The organism is Actinoplanes derwentensis (genome assembly GCF_900104725.1).
Classification (GTDB): domain Bacteria; phylum Actinomycetota; class Actinomycetes; order Mycobacteriales; family Micromonosporaceae; genus Actinoplanes; species Actinoplanes derwentensis.
This window is the reverse complement of the sequence record NZ_LT629758.1, coordinates 3,659,372-3,678,190: the sequence shown is the minus strand read 5'-3', so window position 1 is coordinate 3,678,190 and position 18,819 is coordinate 3,659,372. Positions and strand designations below refer to the sequence as shown.

22 protein-coding genes are annotated in these 18,819 nt (G+C 69.9%); 10 read left to right on the top strand and 12 right to left on the bottom strand.

Annotation, left to right across the window (positions count from 1 at the left end):
• Positions 1 to 39: 39 nt before the first annotated feature.
• From BLU81_RS16215 to BLU81_RS16205, 3 genes are read left to right on the top strand one after another with little or no spacing between them, the layout of a single operon-like run.
• The gene (locus tag BLU81_RS16215; protein ID WP_231954579.1) at positions 40 to 333 is read left to right on the top strand and encodes a DUF6403 family protein; all 294 of its coding nucleotides are present in this window, start codon (positions 40 to 42) and stop codon (positions 331 to 333) included.
• Positions 330 to 1,661, top strand: a complete 1,332-nt coding sequence (locus tag BLU81_RS16210; protein WP_092557154.1) for a hypothetical protein — start codon at positions 330 to 332, stop codon at positions 1,659 to 1,661. Before BLU81_RS16215 ends, BLU81_RS16210 begins: the two co-directional genes overlap by 4 nt.
• The gene (locus BLU81_RS16205; protein ID WP_092545446.1) at positions 1,658 to 2,527 is read left to right on the top strand and encodes a hypothetical protein; all 870 of its coding nucleotides are present in this window, start codon (positions 1,658 to 1,660) and stop codon (positions 2,525 to 2,527) included. Before BLU81_RS16210 ends, BLU81_RS16205 begins: the two co-directional genes overlap by 4 nt.
• A gap of 105 nt (positions 2,528 to 2,632) precedes the next feature.
• On the opposite strand, the gene BLU81_RS16200 is transcribed toward BLU81_RS16205, so the two are convergent.
• A complete protein-coding gene (locus tag BLU81_RS16200) occupies positions 2,633 to 3,259 on the bottom strand; it encodes a hypothetical protein (RefSeq protein ID WP_092545445.1) in 627 nt (208 codons plus the stop codon).
• A gap of 267 nt (positions 3,260 to 3,526) precedes the next feature.
• Between BLU81_RS16200 and BLU81_RS16195 the strand changes: the two genes are divergently transcribed.
• Positions 3,527 to 4,324 (top strand): isocitrate lyase/PEP mutase family protein, encoded by a 798-nt coding sequence (locus BLU81_RS16195; protein WP_092545444.1) that lies wholly within the window; start codon positions 3,527 to 3,529, stop codon positions 4,322 to 4,324.
• 74 nt (positions 4,325 to 4,398) lie between these two features.
• Here BLU81_RS16195 and BLU81_RS16190 read toward each other — a convergent pair whose 3' ends face one another.
• Positions 4,399 to 4,788 carry a hypothetical protein gene (locus BLU81_RS16190; protein ID WP_092545443.1) on the bottom strand — a complete coding sequence of 130 codons (390 nt, stop codon included), beginning with the start codon at positions 4,786 to 4,788 and terminating at the stop codon, positions 4,399 to 4,401.
• Positions 4,789 to 4,883: 95 nt separating this feature from the next.
• Between BLU81_RS16190 and BLU81_RS16185 the strand changes: the two genes are divergently transcribed.
• Positions 4,884 to 6,236 (top strand): serine/threonine-protein kinase, encoded by a 1,353-nt coding sequence (locus BLU81_RS16185; protein ID WP_092545442.1) that lies wholly within the window; start codon positions 4,884 to 4,886, stop codon positions 6,234 to 6,236.
• Here BLU81_RS16185 and cpt read toward each other — a convergent pair.
• Genes cpt through BLU81_RS16170 form a run of 3 tightly spaced genes read right to left on the bottom strand, consistent with a single transcriptional unit; the run spans position 6,223 to position 8,723 of the window.
• Positions 6,223 to 6,750: a chloramphenicol phosphotransferase CPT gene (gene cpt, locus BLU81_RS16180; protein ID WP_092557152.1), complete on the bottom strand. Its 528-nt coding sequence runs from the start codon at positions 6,748 to 6,750 to the stop codon at positions 6,223 to 6,225. The two genes, BLU81_RS16185 and cpt, sit on opposite strands and share 14 nt — an antisense overlap.
• 5 nt (positions 6,751 to 6,755) lie before the next feature.
• Positions 6,756 to 8,129, bottom strand: a complete 1,374-nt coding sequence (locus BLU81_RS16175; protein WP_092545441.1) for an MFS transporter — start codon at positions 8,127 to 8,129, stop codon at positions 6,756 to 6,758.
• Positions 8,130 to 8,162: 33 nt separating this feature from the next.
• Entirely contained in the window at positions 8,163 to 8,723 is a 561-nt protein-coding gene (locus tag BLU81_RS16170; RefSeq protein WP_092545440.1) for a CGNR zinc finger domain-containing protein, read from the bottom strand.
• A 70-nt stretch (positions 8,724 to 8,793) separates the two neighbouring features.
• Between BLU81_RS16170 and BLU81_RS16165 the strand changes: the two genes are divergently transcribed.
• The 5 genes from BLU81_RS16165 to BLU81_RS16150 all read left to right on the top strand — a co-directional run bounded on the left by BLU81_RS16165 (position 8,794) and on the right by BLU81_RS16150 (position 12,734).
• Complete coding sequence (locus BLU81_RS16165; protein ID WP_092545439.1) at positions 8,794 to 9,750, top strand: EamA family transporter; 957 nt, start codon at positions 8,794 to 8,796, stop codon at positions 9,748 to 9,750.
• A 95-nt stretch (positions 9,751 to 9,845) separates the two neighbouring features.
• On the top strand, positions 9,846 to 10,043 hold the full coding sequence (locus tag BLU81_RS48325; RefSeq protein WP_157751617.1) for a type II toxin-antitoxin system RelE/ParE family toxin: 198 nt from the start codon (positions 9,846 to 9,848) through the stop codon (positions 10,041 to 10,043).
• 136 nt (positions 10,044 to 10,179) lie between these two features.
• Complete coding sequence (locus tag BLU81_RS16160) at positions 10,180 to 10,497, top strand: helix-turn-helix domain-containing protein (RefSeq protein WP_092545438.1); 318 nt, start codon at positions 10,180 to 10,182, stop codon at positions 10,495 to 10,497.
• 103 nt (positions 10,498 to 10,600) lie between these two features.
• Positions 10,601 to 12,043: an SMI1/KNR4 family protein gene (locus BLU81_RS51530; RefSeq protein ID WP_157751616.1), complete on the top strand. Its 1,443-nt coding sequence runs from the start codon at positions 10,601 to 10,603 to the stop codon at positions 12,041 to 12,043.
• 82 nt (positions 12,044 to 12,125) lie between these two features.
• Positions 12,126 to 12,734, top strand: a complete 609-nt coding sequence (locus BLU81_RS16150; protein ID WP_092545436.1) for a sensor domain-containing protein — start codon at positions 12,126 to 12,128, stop codon at positions 12,732 to 12,734.
• On the opposite strand, the gene BLU81_RS16145 is transcribed toward BLU81_RS16150, so the two are convergent.
• The 7 genes from BLU81_RS16145 to BLU81_RS16115 form a co-directional block, all read right to left on the bottom strand.
• Positions 12,646 to 13,935, bottom strand: a complete 1,290-nt coding sequence (locus BLU81_RS16145; protein ID WP_331717481.1) for an RNA polymerase sigma factor — start codon at positions 13,933 to 13,935, stop codon at positions 12,646 to 12,648. The two genes, BLU81_RS16150 and BLU81_RS16145, sit on opposite strands and share 89 nt — an antisense overlap.
• 45 nt (positions 13,936 to 13,980) lie before the next feature.
• Positions 13,981 to 14,322: a YciI family protein gene (locus tag BLU81_RS16140; protein ID WP_092557148.1), complete on the bottom strand. Its 342-nt coding sequence runs from the start codon at positions 14,320 to 14,322 to the stop codon at positions 13,981 to 13,983.
• Positions 14,323 to 14,447: 125 nt separating this feature from the next.
• Positions 14,448 to 14,960, bottom strand: a complete 513-nt coding sequence (locus tag BLU81_RS16135; protein ID WP_307833783.1) for an NUDIX domain-containing protein — start codon at positions 14,958 to 14,960, stop codon at positions 14,448 to 14,450.
• The gene (locus tag BLU81_RS16130) at positions 14,911 to 15,390 is read right to left on the bottom strand and encodes a cupin domain-containing protein (RefSeq protein ID WP_092545434.1); all 480 of its coding nucleotides are present in this window, start codon (positions 15,388 to 15,390) and stop codon (positions 14,911 to 14,913) included. The genes BLU81_RS16135 and BLU81_RS16130 overlap by 50 nt, the downstream gene beginning before the upstream one ends.
• 9 nt (positions 15,391 to 15,399) lie before the next feature.
• The gene (locus BLU81_RS49855; RefSeq protein WP_197686237.1) at positions 15,400 to 15,837 is read right to left on the bottom strand and encodes a zinc-binding dehydrogenase; all 438 of its coding nucleotides are present in this window, start codon (positions 15,835 to 15,837) and stop codon (positions 15,400 to 15,402) included.
• 334 nt (positions 15,838 to 16,171) lie between these two features.
• Entirely contained in the window at positions 16,172 to 16,318 is a 147-nt protein-coding gene (locus tag BLU81_RS16120) for a GXWXG domain-containing protein (protein ID WP_092545433.1), read from the bottom strand.
• A gap of 29 nt (positions 16,319 to 16,347) precedes the next feature.
• On the bottom strand, positions 16,348 to 18,576 hold the full coding sequence (locus BLU81_RS16115) for a rhamnogalacturonan lyase (RefSeq protein WP_092545432.1): 2,229 nt from the start codon (positions 18,574 to 18,576) through the stop codon (positions 16,348 to 16,350).
• Positions 18,577 to 18,819: the final 243 nt, after the last annotated feature.

Below are 18,819 nucleotides of genomic sequence, written 5' to 3'. Positions count from 1 at the left end.
TGGACGGTCGTTGTTTGATCAACAAGTTATCCTGGCCGCGTGTGGTGGATCTGGGTGTCCGGGATGGTGGTGTTGTTCGGCGCGGGATATGCGATGATCGCGGTTCCTCGGCTGCGGGCACGGGCGATGGCCCGGCGGGTCGCCTGGTCCGCCACGCACACGGCGATCGCGGCGGCGCAGGTAAGCCGGGACGCGGCCCGGCCCGGCGACGACGAGGCCGCTGAGCTGCTGCGCCGGGCCGAGAGCATCGCCGCGGCGCGGGGTGGCCCGGACGCCGCCGGCGAGGCCGCGGAACTGGCCCGGTCCGCCGACCGGATGTGGCGTTCCCGATGATCAATCAAGCTCTGCGCTGGATCGCGCTAGCGGTCGCGGCGTTCTCCATGATCCTGTTCCTGGCTAGCCAGCGGGTCGGCGTCGACGTCAGCTACGCCGGGTCGCCCGGTGACGACACCGCGGCGGCCACCCTCGGCTCCGCGACGGCGACCGTGCCGCCGGTGGCCGAGATGACCCGGCTGATCCGGGCATCGCCGGTGGTCCGGCTGCCGGGTGCGATCGCGCAGTGGGACACCGCGGCGGTCGACGCGGCGATCGGGGACAGCGGGCTGCGGATCCTGGTCGCGCCGCCCGGTGTGGACAAGGCCTCCGAGGAGCGGCTCAAACAGGTCGAGGACGCCGACCTGCGGATCATCGGAACCTACCTCAGCGGCGGGGACTACACCGTCGGCGGCACGCACCTGGTCGACTGGCGTGACCAGTTCTCGTCCGGTGACGTGACCAACGGGCTGCTCCTGCTGGTCGCGCGTCTGCGTGACCAGCCGACTCCGCAGACCGTGGACCGCTTCCGGTGGCGGGAGCCGACCGCCGCCGAGACCGCGGTGGTCGCCGCCGATCTGCGGTCCGGCGGTTTCCACCGGGCCGGCGGGGCGACCCTCGACGCCGCGCCGGGTGACTCACCGGCCTTCCCGGACGGGCGCGCGCTCTACGTGGCCCTGCCGCGGCAACGGTCCGGCGAGCCGGTTCCGGAGTACGGCCCGGCACTGGCGGAACTGTTCCCGGGCACACCGATCGTGGTGATGTACGACGACTGGATCGAGTACGCCGGCCCGCACGCCGCCGACTTCGCCGAGATCGCCGCCGTCACCTTCTACTCGCGGGCCGCCAACCGGTTGGAACGTGACGCCGTCACCCAGCAGCAGGTGCTCGCCGCCTACCTGAAACAGGTCACCGACGTACGGTTCGCGGGCCTGTTCGACCGGCCGTTGCCCTATCAGCCGGTCGATCCGTGGCGGGTCGCCCGGCCGGCTCTGCCGTGGATCTTCGTGGCCTGTGTGCTGCTGTTCGTCACGCTGTCGATGCGCCCGATCGTCGGCCCGGCGAAGCCCCGGATCGGTGACTTCGTGTCCGGGACTCCGGCCCAGTTGGCCGCGCTGACCGCCCTGGCGGTGGAGATCTCCGCGCTCACCGACCAGCGCAGCGAGGCCCCGCTGGCCCGGGCACTGATCACCCTCACCGCCGCCCGGGAGGCACTCGACGGCGGCCTTCCGGACCAGCACATCCGCGCGCTGTTGCGGACCGCCGAGGCAGAGCTGGACCAGGCCGCCCGCCTGCTGCCGTACCGCGGTTACCGGCCGGCCGAGTACCTGACGGGACGGCTCGCATGACCCGGACAGCATGGTGGCGCCGGGTGCTGACGGCACCTTTCACCTGGGCCTCGGTGGCCTGTCTGATCCTGGCCGGCTGGTCACTGTGGACCGGTGGGGTGTTCGAGGGCCCGATCGCCCGGCAGGTCCGTACGTCCTCGGTCTACGCCGTACCCAGCGTCGGCCTGGACGTCGCCGCGGCCGAGCGGATCATCGGCAACCGCCGGCTGATCGTGGTCTTCGCGGAACCGGACACCCCCGATCCCGGCCTGATCTGCGACGCGCTCGACCGGGCCGCCGACGGCACGATGGTCATGGTGCTGCGCAGTCAACCGGACGGCTGGAAACGGTACGGCTGCGCCATGTTCGACGGCGGCGGTGAGCTGATGGCGATGGAGGGCACCCTCGGCGTTGGCATCCAGCAGTTCGGCGACGACCCGCTCGCGACGATCAAGGTGGTCGTGGTCAACTACGACCGGATCGTCCGGGCCGGATACCTGTCCGACGGGCCGCGCACGATCAGCCCGTACCTGCCGCGCTATCTGATGGCCGGCGCGGCAGTGCTGGCCGTGCTGTTCGGTTCGCTGCTGATCTGGCTCGGCGGGCGCCGCGCCGGACGGGTCGCGATGGACCGGCGGGAGCGCCGGGACTCGGCCACCGACGGCCGGGTCGCGGTGAGTGCCGCCGCGGCCGTCGTCGCCCAGCAGATCATCGACCTGGACTCGCGGTACCGGCACGGCGACGACAACTTCCGGCGCCGCTACGTCACGCTGGCCGGCGACTACGCGGACCTGCTCGGCGACCTGGAGACGGTCGACGACGGACGGGCCGCCCAGCGGGTGGAGAAGCTCCTCGACCGGGCCCGGCACCTGTCCCGCCGTCGATGATCACGGCGGTGGCCCAGGTCCGTACCTGGACCTCGCCGAACCGTTCGTCGCCCGGGTGACCCAGCGCCGCGTGGTAGCCGGCGACGCCATGACGTCGCGGCGGGGTCAAGATCCGGGGCCGTCGAACCCCAGATGCTCACGCTCCCACTTCGGGCGCCGTCCGGGGCGGGCGGTGATCCGCCAGCGGTAGACGTGGTAACCGGCCGCCGTGTGCCGGGGGATGAAACCACGCCCGGAGAAGAAGTCGATCACCAGCTGGTCGCCGTCCCGGTCGACGACCGGATCCGGGTAGACGCCGGAGTCGAGGAAGAGCTCACCGGCCGGCCAGGCGAAATCGGCGGCACACGCGCTGGACACCGGCCCGTCGGCGGTCTCCCCGGACCAGAATTCGGCGAGCACTTCGGCGTACGCGAACGGGTCCACGTCATCGCCGAGCCGCCGCCCCAGATCGTCCATCGTGACCCGCTCGTTGAGCAGCCACATCCCGCCGTCGACGAGCAGCACCCCGTACACCGGATTGGCGTTGTAGGTCCACGTGTCCCGCCGGATCCGGATCGCCGCCTCCACCCCCGGCGTGTCACCGATCCACCAGTCAGCGGCAGCCGCACTGATCGTGGCCCCATCGGTGATCACCCGAACCGACCCGTCCGCCCGGACGATCGTCTCCCCACCGGCGGCCTCCGGAACACACGCCTCGATCGCCGCCATCATCCGCTCCGCCGCCACCCGCATGCCCCCATCCTCCCCGACGGACGGCGACACCCATGAATGCGCTCCCGGCCGCCGGGGAGCCTGCCCGGGCGTTGACCGCCTTCCGAGTCGCCGTCCGCAGTCGTCAGTGGTGACGTACTCCTCTTTCGGCGTGCAAAACGGCGCATCGATCGCCGAGTGGGCCGGTTCCCGGAGTCCGGCGCTCGAAAGGTGCGCCGGGCCGCCGGACGGACGGTGAGGGCCGATAACCGCCAGCCACGGACGGTGGGTCGCGGGAAGACTCGACTCGTGATCGATTCATCTGTTGCCGGGAAGGCCCGCACGCTGCGGGCACTGCACGAGCGGCCCCTGCTGGTGCTGCCGAACATCTGGGATCCGGGGAGTGCCGCCGTCGCCGTCCGGGCCGGTGCCGAGGCGGTGGCGACGACCAGCGGCGGTGTGTCCTGGTCGCTGGGCCGTTCCGACGGGGAGGGGCTGACATCAAAGGACATGATCGCGGCGGTACGCCGGATCGCGGCGGCCGTGGCCGTCCCGGTGACCGCTGACGTGGAGGGCGGCTACGGCGACGTGGCGGCCATCGTCCGGGCGGTGGTCGAAGCCGGCGCGGCCGGCGTCAACATCGAGGATTCCCGCAGCGGCATGCTGGTGCCGGTCGGTGAGCAGGCCGAGCGGTTGACGGCGGCCCGCGAGGCGGCGGCGAGTGCCGGGCTCCCCGAGCTGGTGATCAACGCTCGCACCGACGTCTACCTACTCGGCACCGGTGACGTTCTGGAACGTGCCACCGCCTATGCCGCGGCCGGTGTGGACTGCCTGTTCGTTCCGGGTCTGCTGGACCTCGCGGCGCTGCGTGACCTGGTTGCCGTCTCGCCGTTGCCGGTCAATGTGATGGCCGGCCCGGGTGGCCCGTCGATTGCCGAGTTGGCCGCCGCCGGGGTCCGCCGGGTCAGTGTGGGCACGGCGATCGCCCAGGCCGCTTATGGTCTGGCCGAGCGGTCCACCCGGGAACTGTTGACCGAGGGCACCTACCGGTCTCTGGAGCGGGCGCCCGGCTACTCCGAGATCGATTCCCTCTTCTGGCCGCACTGAGCCGGCATGGCCACCAGCGGGACGCACCCCGGCCCCGATCGGGTGGGGCCCCAGCCCGCGGGGATTCGTGCCCGTCACCATATGCCCTGCCAGTCGAACCAGGCGGTCAAGCGGTAGGTGGCTCCGGCGTGGCGGGCCTTGTTCCACATCTGGGTGTCGAGCCGTTGGACCTGGCGGCGCAGTTCGGCGGCCGGGCCGGCCGGTAGCAGCCGGATGACCTGGGCGAGTGTCGAGCGGCCGCGGCCCTGGGTGTAGGAGCACTGGTAGTCGTCGGTGTCGGTGAAATCGATGCCGTTGACCTCCAACACGGATCGTTCCCAGGAGGTGAACGAACCGGTGGCCGTCCGTCGCCAGAGGCGGTAGGCGGCACTGGTGTCGCCGGGCTGGAAACGGTCGCGTTCCAGTCTGCCGATCGCGCGTTCGGTGGCCGGGGACAGGCCGGGGATGCCGGGGTTACGCGGCATGGCTCCAAGAGATTGACATGCCGCCATGATCGCCCTGATCCGGACCGGCGGCAACGTATTTACCTGCTGATGTGCCGGGCCATTAGGATGTCGCGGTGCTACAGGCCGGAGTGCGAATCGGGAACCGTTACCTGCTGCAGAAGCGCGTCGGCGCGGGCGGCATGGGTGAGGTGTGGCTTGCGGTCGACGAGGTGCTCCGGCGTACCGTCGCGGTGAAGGTCATGCTCTCCGCCGTCGCCGGCGATCCGGATTTCGCGAAACGGTTCGAGGCCGAGGCCACCTCGATGGCCCGGATCAATCACCCGGCCGTCGCCGCGATCCACGACTTCGGGCGGGACCAGGGTGTGTTGTTCCTGGTGATGGAGTTCGTCGACGGCGAGTCTCTCGCGCAGCGGCTGGCTCGCGGGCGGCTCGCGCCGGACGAGACGATGCGGCTGATCGAGCAGGCCGCCGCCGGTCTGCAGGCGGTGCACGATCAGGGTCTGGTCCACCGCGACATCAAACCCGCCAATCTGCTGGTACGCCGGGACGGAACCGTCGTCATCACCGACTTCGGCATCGCCCGTCACGAGTCCGCCAGCCAGTTGACCGCTTCCGGGGCCATTCTCGGTACGCCCACCTACCTCTCGCCGGAGCAGGTCCGCGGCGAACCGGCCGGGCCACTCAGCGACGTCTACTCGCTGGGACTCGTGGCCTACGAATGTCTGGCGGGCGAGAAACCGTTCGTGGGCGACAACCCGTACGCGGTCGCGTTGCAGCGGCTCCAGGGCGGTCCGCGCACGATCAAGGTGGACCTGCCGTTGCCGGTGCAGGCGGTGGTCGAGCGGGCTCTCGCCGTCGACCCGTTGGACCGCTGGCCGTCGGCCCGGGAGTTGGCGGGCGCAGCCCGGGACGCTCTCGCCCTGAAGACGCCGCAGTCGGTCTCGCTGTCCGGCCCGCGTCCGGCCTCCCGGACTCCGGTCCTGCTGGCCGCCCTGGCCGGGCTGCTGATCGTGGTCGGCGGCGTGGTGGCCTGGGGAGTGGTCCGGCAGGACGACCCGATCGCGACTTCCGACCGGGTCGTGACGATGCCGGATCTTTTCACCGAATGTGACGACGGCTGGTGCCCGACCGAGCCGATGTGCTGGGGCGGCCTGGTCGCGAACTCGGGTGTGGCGTCACCGCCGCGCCGCAAGGACTGTGCGGAGGACCACTACTGGGAGACGTTCGCGGCGGTGCCCCTGCCGGCCGGTGGTGTGGTGATCGGCGAGGATCCCCTCACCGCCCGCCCGGAGGTGGGGGCGGTGTGCTCCGCCGAATTCATGGCCACCCGCAGCCGTCAACCCGACAAGACCCGCAAGTGGCAGGTCGACGCGTGGCCGGTGCCGGTCGGGTCGACCACGATGCTGCACTGCATCGCGAGCGCACCCGGCGGCGAGTCGGCGGGCAGCTTCTTCAAGCCGGAGTGAGCCGCGCCGCGATGATCCGGGCGCATACGACCGCCTCCGTGTGCGTGGTGTCCACTTCCAGGTCGTAGGTCAGGCCCTGATGGACCAGGTCCGCCTGTTTCGCGGCCATTCCGGGGGTGCGGTCACCGCGCGCGATCTCCCGGCCCGCGGCCACCGTCGCGTCACACCGGACCCCGACCCACAGCACCGGCAGGTCACCGAGGGCCTTCTGCCAGCGCTGCCGCGAATAGGCGCCGCCTAGGAAGACCTCGTCGACGATCACCCGGGCGCCGGACCGGGCGATCGCGGCGACCCCGTCGATCCAGGCCGCCTCCAGGTCGCGGAACGCCGGGCCGACCTCCACTCCGCCGTCCGGACCGAACGCGATGACGTCACTCGTCCTCGGCAGCGCGTCGACGAACGTGTCCGTCCCGAGGGCCAGCCACGGATCCGGCAGGATCGCCTGCAGGCAGCGGATGATCCCGGATTTCCCCGAACTGGACCCGCCGTTGATCACGATCACCCGAGTCGTCATCCGGGTCACGGTACGGCCAGGGGTTCGCCGGCCGGCTGCCGTGTGCGCAGGTCCAGCGCCGAACAGACGGCCGAGGCCGCCATCATCGCCACGCACAGTGTCAGCCCGGCGGTGACCCCCGAGCTGACGACCATGATCCCGGTGACCGCGGCCGTCGCCAGCGTCGCCGAGATCCGCTGCGACACCTGCAGGAACGCTCCGGCCAGGCCGGCCGCTCCGGCGGGCGCGTGCGCCAGGGTCAGCGCCTGGTTCGGCGACAGCATCAGACCACCGGCGATCCCGGACGCGAGCTGGGTCAGCCCGAGCGCCACCACGAGCCGGGACTCCGGCACCGTCAGCACCACCAGCAGGGCCGCCCCGAACGCCGTCACCGAACCCAGCAGCGCCCCGACCACTCCGGCCCGCCCGAACCGGGCCAGCACCCGCCAGCTCAGCGACGAGGCCACGGCGAACCCGAGCGCCCCCGGGATCATCGGCAGCGCGGCCCGCAACGGGGTCCAGCCGAGCCCGTCCTGCAGGTAGAGGATCAGCACCAGGTTCGCCGACAGGGTCGCCCCGAACTGGAACATCGCCGACAGCGTCCCCAGGGTGAACCCGCGGGAGCGCAACAGTTCCGGCATCAGCACCGGGGTCCGGCCCGACCGGGCGTACCGCCGCTCCCACCAGATCAGCGCCCCCAGCGCCGCCACCGCGATCAGCAGGATCATCCGGGTGCCCGGCAGCACGAACGGCAGCAACAGGCACAGTGTCACCGTCGCCAGCAGGGCGAGACCCGGCAGATCCAGGGCGGTCCGGCGCGGGGTCCTCGTCGTTCCGCTCGGCAGGTACTTGATCGCCAGTGGCACGGTGATCAGACCGAAGGGCACATTCAGCAGCAGTACGATCCGCCAGCCCAGATCCGCACCGACCGTACCGAGCACGGCCCCGCCGACCAGCGGCCCGAGCACCGCCGTGACCCCGCCGACGGTCGCATAGGCACCCAGTGCCCGAGCCCGCTCCCGTCCGGTGAACAGATCCTGGAAGATGCCGTAGACCTGCGGGTTCACGATGCCGGCCCCGGCGCCCTGGGTCAGCCGGGCCACCGCCACCACCCACGCCTCGTCGGCGGTGGCCGCCACGATGCCGGCCAGGGTGAACAGGGCCACCCCGCCGACGAACAGCCACTTGCGCCCGTGCGCGTCCCCGAGCCGCCCGGCCGGGATCATCGCCAGCCCGAACGTCAGCGAATAACCCGCGATGATCCACTGCAGGGTGGCCGGGCCGGCACCCAGCTCACTGCGCAGAGCCGGGATCGCGCTGTTGAGACTGGCCTGGTCAAGCAGGGTGGTGAACGCGGCAGCGAGACAGACGGCAAGAGCTACGGCGTTCCGGCGGGGCACCCACCGACCCTATCGAGTACGGCCCTGTCGCAGTCAGTGGTCCTTACCACTCCGGCCGCGGGCCCGGAACGCGACCATGTTGATCCGGTTGCCGCAGCGGACCGAGCAGAAACGCCGGGAACCGTTGCGGGACAGATCGATGAAGATGCCGGTGCAGTCGTCGGCGGCACAGACCCGCAGGCGGCCGCTCTCGTCCATCCGGATCACGTCGATCAGGGCCAGGGCCGCCTCGACCCGGATCCGCTCGGCCAGCGGGGCGTCCGGCTCGGTGGCGTGGATGTGCCAGTCCAGCGAGTCGTGCCGGGTCAGGAACGGCAGCGCCCGGGCCTCACGCAGCATCCGGTTGACGACGGTGACCGCGTCGTCGCGGCCGAGTGTCCAGAGTGCCCGCAGCTGGTCCCGGGCCTCACGCACCGCGGCCAGTTCGGTGGCGTCGTGGTCGATGCGGCCCGAGTACGGATAACGGGCCAGCAGTTCGGCCAGCTCCGCCACCGTGACCAGCTCGTCGTCGCCGGTGCGGGAGGCGCCCTCGGCGGTGTTGGCGAGGGCGACGACGAATTCCAGCGCCTCCTCGGTGTCAGGGGCAAAAAGCAAGTTGACTCCTTATCCGGGAACAGCCTAGCGTCAGGGCCGTACAGATTTTAGACCCTGACTGGAGGGTGTTGTGAAGCCGCTCTACACCGGGTTGGCCGCCGCCGTCACCTCCGCCGCGACGTTCGCCACGTCGGGCGCGTTCATCAAGCCGTTGCTGGAAGCCGGGTGGTCACCGGCCGCCGCGGTCACCGCCCGAGCGCTCATCGCCGGCGTCCTGCTGCTGCCGATCGTCGTCTTCTCCCTGCGCGGCCGCTGGGACGCGCTGTGGCGGGGCCGCTGGCGTGTCGTCGGCATGGGCGTCATCGCGGTGGCGTTCACCCAGCTCACCTACTTCGCGGCACTCCGCCGGATCCCGGTGTCGACCGCGCTGCTGGTGGAATATCTGGCGCCGCTGCTACTGGTCGTGTGGGTCGCCGTCGCCACCCGGCGGCTGCCCCGCCCGGCCGTCCTGATCGGCTCGGTGCTCGCCATCGGCGGCCTGGTGCTGGTCATCGGCCCCGGAGCACTGAACGCCGTCGACCCGGTCGGCATTCTGCTGGCCTTCGCCGCAGCGATCGGATGCGCCGTCTACTTCGTGGTCGCCGCCCGCCCCGCCGACGGGCTGCCGCCGGTGGCGCTGGCCGGTTTCGGTCTTCTGCTGGGCGGCGTGACCCTGGGCCTGGCCGGGCTGGTGGGCCTGGTGCCGGTCAGCATGACGTTCGGTGAGGTGCTGCTGCTCGGCTCCCCGGTGGCGTGGTGGGTGCCACTGATGGTGGTCGCGTTCCTCGGCACGGCCGTCGCGTACGCCACCGGCATCTACGGCTCCAACAAACTGGGCTCCCGCCTCGCGTCGTTCGTCGGCCTCCTCGAGGTGGTCTTCGCCTCGATCCTCGCCTGGATTGTGGTCGGCGAGTCCCTGACCCCACTCCAGATGGCCGGCGGAGCCCTGATCCTGGTAGGCATCGCCGTGATCCCACCCCCGGACGACACCCCTGCCCCGCCACCCGCCAGCGTGCCGGCCCGCGAACCCGCCGCTAACGCGCTGTGAAAAGCGTGATCAACCGTGACTCTTTCGGGGTCAGTGGTCCGTCGACCCCGAAAGGGGTATCGTCAGAGCGATAACAGGATCGTTATCGTGGGGGAATGGATTGGGAGGTCGTCGTCCACCCGGAAGCCGAGCTTGAACTAGCCAAAATTCCGAGTGCCGAGGCTGTAGCGATCTTCCACGCGTTCGAGAAACTCGAGGCTCTCGGACCTGCGTTGCCGGACCCGCACAGCAGTAATGTCAACGCTGCCGAGAAGATCCGTGAGTTGCGACCACGGGCTGGCAACAGCCCCTGACGGGCTTTGTGCCGACGGATCGGTGACGTGTTCGTGGTCGCCGCCATCAGCCCGGAGGCGAAAAGCGATCGCAGAGGATTCGCGCAGGCAGTGAAGCTTGCCGAGCAGCGACTGAGTGAGCTGCGGGAGGACTGATATGGAGCTGTCCGACCTGAGGACCGCCGACGAGGTTCGTGCCGAACGGCTGGAAGCGGATGTCCAGTTCCGTGTGGAATGGGACAAGACGGCTTTCGCTCGTGAGGTGGGCGTCGCCGTGGTGAAGTACCGGACCGAGCACGGACTGTCCCAACGTGACCTGGCCGGCCTGACCGGACTGCACCAACCAGCGATCGCCCGTCTGGAGAGCGGTGGCGAAGCTCCCGCACTGGCGACCCTGGCGAAGCTGACCAGAGCGACCGGCTTGACCTTCCGCGTCGACATCGCCAACGGCGGCGCGGTGCTGGTCGCCGTCTGACGGTTCCCTGGTAGCGGTGGCACTACCAGGGACCGATTGGCTGGCATCATTGGCTGTGAACAGCGGGCAGCGCGTGGTGAGCAGCGCCGTCTACTGTGGCTCGGTGGAGCGGAATTGGCCCGGCTCGGGGGCCTGGATCGTGGCGGCGACCTCGGCGGAGGTCGACTGGCGGCGGGCGGTGGCGGGGCTCGCCGCGGCGGCCGAGGTGCCGGTGGCGGTCGTGGCCCTCGGAGCGCCGGTGACCGTCGAAAGCCCGGTGGCCGTTGAAAGCCCGGCGGCGGTCGACAGTTCGGTGGCCGCCGATGAGGTGGGTTCCGGTGGGCCGGTGGGCTCGGGGGAGCTCGTGCGTGAGCACGCGGCGGGGCTGCTCGAGGGAGTGGAGCGGCTGGACCTGCGGCGCGCCATGGAGTTGATCGAGGCGCTTACCCGGGCGTACCCGCTGGTGATCGTCAGCGGCGAAGCCGGTCTTCTTCTGGCCTTGGGGCCGGAGGGCTGGGCTCTCGCTGATCTCGCGGTGGTGCTGAAAGCGCCGGTGGTGCTGGTCACCGGGCCGGACGAGGACGCGGCCAATCTCACCACGCTCGCCCTGGACGCCCTCGAAGGGCGGGGGCTGCACGGCGCGGTCGTCACCGTCGGTGATGTCGAACTGCCCGTTCCGGTGGCGGGCCGGATCGCCGCCGACGTGACCGGCGACAGCTTCGATCCGATGCTGCGAGCGACCGGTACGCCCGTGCCGCCGCCCCCGGTGGAGGGCTTCAGCGGCCGGCGGGTCGTGACCGCGCTGCTCGGAGTCTTCGCGGTCTGCGTGCTCGTCGCCTGTGTCCTGGGTCGATGCGCCACCCCGACCACCCTGGCGACGTCCCAGTTCGAGGATCCGACGGGTCCTCGGGTTGCGACGGTTCCGAGCCTGAGTGCCGATCTGACACCGTCGAAGCGCCCCGACCCGTGTTGGGAAGGCCGTCGCCGGGTCACGCCCGCAAAACCGGACACCGCGACGACCATCCGGGTGAACGCGGCCTGGAAACGCATCGAGATGTGGCTGGCCGCCAACACGCCGGAGACCTTGGCATCGCTGGGTCCCCCGGCGACACCGGAGAAGATCGACGAACTTCAGCGGCGGATGTCGGTGGAGTTCCCACCCGATCTGACGGTCTCGTTGCTGCGCCACGACGGGGCGCACCGTTTCTCGCTGCCGCCCTTCTTCCATCCGTCATCGCTGGAGGGGATCTTTCAGGACTGGCAGACCAGCTGTCAGGTCCTGGCCGGGGCCGACACCACCTGGGCCGAGGTGTGGTGGCATCCGCGTTTCGTCCCGTTCGCCGCGGACGGTGCCGGTGGCAGTCTGCTCACCGATCAGCGGCCGGGCGGCCACGGCCGGGTGGGCGAGTTCGACGCGGAGAGCGGCACCCGGTTCGAGCGCTGGCCGGATTCGGTCGCTGACCTGCTGGATCAGACGGCGGCCGCGCTGGAGACGGGTGAGCCGTTCGCCGGTGCCTACCGTCCCCGTATCGACGAGGACAAGATCCTCGACTGGGAGATCCTCTAGCGCGGAGGTAGTGCTAGCACTACCAGGGAACGGTGGGCTGGCATCATCGGCAAACCAGGCCCGGTTCACTAGCGTTCTCAGCATGACGACGCGGTTCGAACCGGCTCTGACGCCCGCTCCGGTGGCACGGGCCGCGTCCGACTCCCGTTATGTCCTCACCGGACTTCCGCTGGCCGCCGGGGCTCTGCTGGTTCCGGTCACCGTGCTGGTGATCGGCGCCGGGCTGGCGGTGGCCGGGGTGGGGCTGCCGCTGATGATGTTCGCGTTGATGCAGGCTCGCGGCTTCGCCGCCGCCGAGCGCGAGAGGGTCGCGGTGGTCCTCGGCCGGGAGATCCCACACCCCGTTTATCGTACGGTGGGAGCCGCCACCCTCCCCGGAAAGCTGCTGTCGGTGCTCCTCGACCGGCAGACGTGGCGCGATCTGGGGCATGCCGCGTTCCGCTGGATCCCGAGTGTCGTCTCGTTCACGCTGGTAGCCACCTGGTGGGCGGCGATCCTCGGCGGCCTGAGCTGGGCACTGTGGGGCTGGTCCCGGCCGAGTGACGACGGCTCCTACCTGATGGCCGCCGGCTTCTACGCCACGGTCACCCTCGGGTTCGCTCTCACCTTGCCGCCGGTGGCCGGGTGGGCGGCCCGGTTCGAGGCTCGCTTCGCGGTGAGGTTGCTGACCGGTCGGCCAGCCGTGCGGTGAGCAGCCGCCGCTCCGCTTCGGTCGGGGCGAGACGGATCGCGGACCGGTAAGCGTCGTCGGGATCGTGCCCGGCCCGGAACAGCAGATCGGCACGAACAGCATGGAAAAGGTGATAGTCGTGCAGCCCATCGATGTCGTCGACCAGCCGGAGCGCCTCGGTGGGCCCGGTTTCGGTCATGCTCACCGCGACGGCCCGGTTCAACTCCACGACCGGGCTCGGCGCGACCTTCCGCAGTGCGGTGTAGAGCCCGGCGATCTGCGCCCAGTCGGTGTCGTCCAGGCCGGTCGCGGTCGCGTGGCAGGCCACGATCGCCGCCTGCAGTTGGTATGGTCCCGCCCGCCCGTGCCGCAGTGCCCGCTCACACCACTGCGCACCTTCGGTGATCTGCCCGGCGTTCCACAGCGACCGGTCCTGGTCGGCGAGCTCGACGAGGTCACCGTCGGCGTCGAGCCGGGCCGCACGGCGGGCCTCCTGCAGGAGCATCAGCGCGAGCGCGCCCATCACCTCCGGCTCGTCCGGCATGAGGGCGACCAGCACCCGCCCGAGCCGTACCGCCTCCCGGCACAGCCGCGGATCGCCCGAGTAGCCCTCGTTGAACAGCAGATACAGCACCTGCAGCACCGCCGACAACCGGTCCGGCAGCAGATGCGGCGGCGGCACCCGGAAGGGGATCCCGGCGTGCCTGATCCGCTGCTTGGCCCGGAAGATCCGCTGTCCCATGGTCTTCTCCGAGACGAGAAAGGCCCGGGCGATCTCGGCGGTGCTCAACCCCGCCACACTCCGCAGCGTGAGTGCCACCTGCGCCTCGTTACTCAGCGCCGGGTGACAACAGGTGAAGATCAGTTCCAGTCGCTCGTCCGACGCATCCTCCATCGAACCCGGAAAGTCGCCCGGAAAGTCGCGTGGCTCTTCCGGCTGTCCGGCCGCCCGACGGCTGGCGTCGATCGCCACCTCCCGCAGTTTCGCCCGCTCCACCCCGGCCCGCCGGATGACGTCGATCGCCCGCCGCCGGGCCGTCGTGGTGAGCCAGGCGATCGGCTGTTCCGGCACCCCCGACTCGGGCCAGGTCCGCAGAGCCTGGGCGAAGGCGTCCTGCGCACACTCCTCCGCCAGGCTCCAGTCCCCACCGGTGAACCGGATCATCGCCGCGACGATCCGGCCCCACCCGTCGGTATAGATCTCCGCGATCCGCTCAACCAAGACGCCGCCCCGCCCCACCGCGAATGCCGGGCCGGTGAGTGTGGCTCAGTCCTCGTCCCATGGCCAGACCGGGCGCAGTTCGATCACTCCGGACCAGGCCATCGGGTGTTTCGACGCCACCTCGATCGCTTGATCCAGGTCGTCGCATTCGAGCACGTCGAAGCCGGCGATCACGTCCTTGGTCTCGATGTAGGGGCCGTCGGTGATGAGCACTTCCCGGTTGCGGACCCGCACCGTGGTGGCCGCACTGGCCGGCCGGGTCCGGTCACCCATCAGCCGGATCCCTTTGCCGTCCATCTCCCCGGCCCAGTCGTCCACGTCCGGCGCCCCGTCGTCCGCTCCCGGTGTGAAGTCCGGGTCGATACAGACCAGCATCAGGTATCTCATCGTGTCGCTCCCATGGTCATCGCTGCCCATCTCGTCGATTCTGTCCCGGAGACCATCCCCGAGCGCGTCCTTCACCCTGTTGACGAACGGGCCCGGCCCGCTACTACCGGCGTGACGGAATTTGTTCACACGATGAGGTGACCGTCCTCCAGGTAGACGGAGGTGCCGTCGGCGCTGGCCCGTAGTGCGGCGGTGACTCGCCTGGCCAGCAGCGGGATCAGCCGTTCGGTGGCCTCGGCCGGGGTGCACCACGCCCAGGACCGTAGTTCGTCGGCGGGCAGCGTGATCCGTTCGGCGGCCGCGGAGGACAACAGGCCACCCTCAAAGATCAACATCAATCCGTCGGTACGATCCTCACGCGGCGGCACCCAGTCGGTGACCAGCAGCCGCCCCACCTCGACGGACAGCCCGAGTTCCTCGGTGACTTCGCGTCCCGCCGCGGAGTACGGCGACTCGCCGGCCTCGACCGCCCCGCCCGGCACCTCCCAGTACGGCTTGTAGGTCGGTTCGACGAGCAGCACCCGCCCGAGTGAGTCGGTGAGCAGCACCCCGGCCCCCATCCGTTTCCGGGGCAGACCGGCGATGTACTCAGAGCCAGTAGTTGTCGTGTTCGAGGAAGAAGGCGGCACGTTCGTCATCAGTCATCTCCCCGAGGTCCGCGAGTCCTTCGAAGTAGCCTTCCCGGGACGCTCCGGGCGAGAAGTGCAGCAGCATCGAAACGGGCGCCCCGGACCGGTTCTTGAACCCGTGCACCCCGCCGATCGGCACGTGCACCCAGTCATGCGGTTCGGCGTCGATCCATTCCGTACCGTTGTAGATGCTCATCACCCCGGACAGGATGTAGAACGATTCGCTGATCGAACGGTGGAAGTGCGGAGCGGGCCCGACCTCGGCCGGCCCGCACTCCCACCGGTAGATCCCGAACAGCCCACCCGTCGACTCCCCGGTGGCGAGGTAGTGGACACGAGTCCCGTTGTGGTCGACGAGTTCGGGCGCGGCGGCGGCAGGCCGGTACAGCGCGCTCTTCTCCCCGGATTCCCCGAAGTACTGCGGCGGTGGATAAGACATGTCCTATGTCTACCCGAAGGTGAGTACCGGCTTGACCACCTTTCCGGCGGCGGCGTCCCGGGCGGCGGTCTCGATCTCCTCGAACGGGTACTCGGTGATCAGCTTTTCGATCGGCAGCAGTCCCCGGCCGTGCAGGTCGATGAGCTGGGGCAGGAAGGTGGCGGGATCGGCGTCGCCTTCGATGACGCCGCGGATCCGGATGCCGTTGCGCATCACGGTCATGATGTCGAACGTGGCTTCCCCGCCGATGCCGACCAGGGCGAGGGTTCCCCGGCGGTGCAGGGCGCCGATGGCGCGGGCGATCACGTCGGGGCGCCCGGTGGTGTCGACGGCGTGGTGCACCTTGTCCGGGGCGAGGTCCGTCGCGCCCAGCGCGAGGGCCAGGTCGCGCCGCCCCGGATGGACGTCGACGGGGATCACCGTGCAGCCCAGGGCGACCGCGGCCATCACCGCGCTCAGGCCGACACTGCCGGTGCCGTAGACCGCGACGGTGTCGCCGGGGGAGGGCCGCAGGACGTTGAGGACGGTCCCGGCGCCGGTCTGGACGCTGCAGCCGAGCGGCGCGGCGAGGACGGGGACAGGGTGGGCGAGATCTTCACGACATTGCTCTGGTACGCCACCGCATGGCTCGCGAAACTGGACTGCCCGAAGAAGCCCCCGTGGACGGGCGAGCCATCGGGTAGCCGAAACGTGGGTGTGCCGCGCATGTTCAGGTCGCTGAGCAGGCAGTAGGCCGGATGCCCGGCCCGGCATTCCGCGCACTCACGGCAACTGCGGTAACTCAGCGCCACCCGGTGACGAACTCGCTGCCCCGCCACGGCCCGAGGATCTCCTCGGGCCGCACGGCGGGCAGCGAGTCCCAGAGCCGGTCCAGCTCGTCGGTCGTCGTCCGGTTCTCGTTGGCGCGAATCTCCTGACTGCTGTCCATGATGGCGCCAATATAAAATATATCCGGGCTCAGTGGGGGATCGGAACCTTCGACCAGTCGGTGTCCGAGGCGAGGTGGAAGCCGGGATACGACGGCTGGTTGTAAGTGGTCTGCTGGCGAGCCACCTCGACCCGGTACTGCGGATCGTGCATCAGCGTGTAGAGCTTGTGGCCGGTCAGTTCGGTGCTCAGGTGGATCCGGATGGCCGAGCTGTCGGTGGTGCGTACCAGCAACTCCTCCCGCCAGTCGCCGAAGACGTCCGCGATCAGGCTCGCGGTGCCCTTGGTGCCGTTGTTGGTGCGGGTGCCCTCGGCGGTGAGCAACCGGCCATGGTTCCAGTCGTCGATGCTGGGCGTGACGTCCTGCGCGCCGTTGAGGATCTGCGTGGTGAGGTCGGCGGACCAACGGATGCTCTGATTCGTACCGGGAATGGTGTTCGTCAGGATCTCGCCCTTGGCGCTGTGCAGCCCGAGCGCCTCGGATCCACCGGGCATGCTCGCCCACGACTCGATGCCCCGGGTGCCGGGCAGCACGTCCCCGACCATGCCGCGGCCGGTGTCGCGACCGGAGTAGGTGCCGAACAACACTTCGCCGGTACGGGCGTCGCGCATCGCCATCCCGTACGGCGCATAGGTCCCGCCCTCGTGCACGGTGAAGATCTCCAACCCGGGACGGTCCGGATCGATATCGGTCACGTGCATGGCGTCACCGTGCCCGAGCCGGGCTTGGATCCCGGGTGTCGCGCTGCCCTCGGGCATCGTGGCGAACGACGAGTACAGCAGGTCACCGTCGTCGTCGATGGTGGCCGACCCGTAGATGATCTCCTGCTTCCGGTCGCCGTCCACGTCCGCGACGCTCAGTGAGTGGAAGCCCTGCGTGGTGAGCGTCCCGTAGACGGGCGACGTCCCGTCCCGGCCGTGCGGCGAGTCGTTGAACGGGTTCGTCATCGGTGTCCAGCCCGAATCCACGAACCAGTCCTCGACCAGCTTGCGCCCGTTCCACCGGTAGGCGACAAGTGTCGTGCGGGTGTAGTAGCCCCGGGCGAAGACCGCCGACGGATGCCTGCCGTCCAGGTAGGCCACCCCGGACAGGAACCGGTCGACCCGGTTGCCCGGCTCGATGCGCGCCATCGCGTAGTCGCCCCACATCAGGCCGTCGTCGTGCCGCCCCGGCTTGTACTCGATGGACTGCAACTCACGCCCGGTGGCACCGTCGAAAACGGTCAGGTACTCGGGGCCGTCGACGATGAACCCCTCGAACGCGCGCAGATTGTTGCGAGTGCTGCGGGCCGGTGCGTACACGTCCATGAAGTAGTCCGTGAGCGCTTCGGCGTCCGCCCGGCTGAGCGGGTACTGATACCGCGGCGCGATGCCGAACGCCTGCTCCAGCGTCGCCGGCCAGCGCCCGGCCACCACTTCCGGATGCTGGTGCCAGCCGAGGAACATGTCCACGACGTGCTCGTAGTATCCGGCCGCGCTCAACCGGTAGTCCTCGGTCGGAGCGTGACCCGGCGTCGTGATGTAGCGCGACTTCCCGTCTCGGATCGTCCTCGTGCCGGGCGCCGTCTTCAACATCATCTCCGAGCGGCCGTCACCGTCGAAGTCGTACACCAGGAACTGGGTGTAATGCGCCCCGGCCCGAATGTTGACCCCCAGGTCGATGCGGTGCAGCAGCTTCCCGTCGGCGCGATAGGTGTCGATGTAGACCGGCCCGGTCCAGCCGATCTGCGACACGTCCTTGGAGTTCGACGGATCCCACTTGACGACGTACTCGTACTTGCCGTCGCCGTCCACGTCGCCGACGCTCATGTCGTTCGCCGAGTACGTGTAGGCCTCACCGGCCGGGGTCACACCGTCGGCCGGTTTGCTCAGCGGCATCTCGTAGAAGCCGTTCTGCCACGCTGTCGCGCTGCCGGACGGCCCGCCCTTGACCGGGACGACCCGGTACTTCGCGGTGCCCGAACCGGCCTTGTCCAGGTAGTTCGTGCTGTCCGAGACGGTCGCGATCCGCCGGCCGTCGCGGTAGACGTGGAAGTTCACCCCGGTCAGCCCGGTCGCCGAGTGCCCGGTCGCCTCCTGGCCGAGCAGCCGCCAGCTCAGGAAGACGCCCTCGCTGGTGGGGGCGGCGACCAGGCCGCGATCGAGACGTTCCAACCGGGGCCCGCGCGGCGCGGACGCCACGGCGGGGGTGGGGATGGCGGCGACGAGGACGATCGCCGTGGTGCAGGTTCTCAACCATTTGCTGGTACGGGTGGGCATGCGCGTTCCTCCGAGTGGCGTTCGGTGGGCGTACCGCAGCGGGGAAAAGCTCTTGATCTTGTACTGCCCGGCGCCACCGAGCCGATGGTGATCAGTGGCTCGGGCCGGTTTCAGCAGTAGGAATGCGCTTTCCAAGGGAGTCTGCATCGATGTAACGAGGTCGTCAACGGTTTCCGGCCGGTAAATTCTGGATCGTTTCACGGCTCGGGTGGCAGAGGTGCGCATCGATTGCTGTTCCCGGTG

Excerpts from the sequence above, each read along its gene's own strand:
- BLU81_RS16210 (WP_092557154.1), top strand. The coding sequence starts at position 330 with ATGATCAATCAAGCTCTGCGCTGGATCGCGCTAGCGGTCGCGGCGTTC.
- BLU81_RS16190 (WP_092545443.1), bottom strand. The coding sequence starts at position 4,788 with ATGCCGCGTAACCCCGGCATCCCCGGCCTGTCCCCGGCCACCGAACGC.
- BLU81_RS16140 (WP_092557148.1), bottom strand. The coding sequence starts at position 14,322 with ATGAGATACCTGATGCTGGTCTGTATCGACCCGGACTTCACACCGGGA.
- BLU81_RS48325 (WP_157751617.1), top strand. The coding sequence starts at position 9,846 with ATGGATTGGGAGGTCGTCGTCCACCCGGAAGCCGAGCTTGAACTAGCC.
- BLU81_RS16150 (WP_092545436.1), top strand. The coding sequence starts at position 12,126 with ATGACGACGCGGTTCGAACCGGCTCTGACGCCCGCTCCGGTGGCACGG.
- cpt (WP_092557152.1), bottom strand. The coding sequence starts at position 6,750 with ATGACGACTCGGGTGATCGTGATCAACGGCGGGTCCAGTTCGGGGAAA.
- BLU81_RS16120 (WP_092545433.1), bottom strand. The coding sequence starts at position 16,318 with ATGGACAGCAGTCAGGAGATTCGCGCCAACGAGAACCGGACGACGACC.
- BLU81_RS16160 (WP_092545438.1), top strand. The coding sequence starts at position 10,180 with ATGGAGCTGTCCGACCTGAGGACCGCCGACGAGGTTCGTGCCGAACGG.
- BLU81_RS16115 (WP_092545432.1), bottom strand. The coding sequence starts at position 18,576 with ATGCCCACCCGTACCAGCAAATGGTTGAGAACCTGCACCACGGCGATC.
- BLU81_RS16135 (WP_307833783.1), bottom strand. The coding sequence starts at position 14,960 with ATGACGAACGTGCCGCCTTCTTCCTCGAACACGACAACTACTGGCTCT.
- BLU81_RS16130 (WP_092545434.1), bottom strand. The coding sequence starts at position 15,390 with ATGTCTTATCCACCGCCGCAGTACTTCGGGGAATCCGGGGAGAAGAGC.
- BLU81_RS16205 (WP_092545446.1), top strand. The coding sequence starts at position 1,658 with ATGACCCGGACAGCATGGTGGCGCCGGGTGCTGACGGCACCTTTCACC.
- BLU81_RS49855 (WP_197686237.1), bottom strand. The coding sequence starts at position 15,837 with ATGGCCGCGGTCGCCCTGGGCTGCACGGTGATCCCCGTCGACGTCCAT.
- BLU81_RS16200 (WP_092545445.1), bottom strand. The coding sequence starts at position 3,259 with ATGCGGGTGGCGGCGGAGCGGATGATGGCGGCGATCGAGGCGTGTGTT.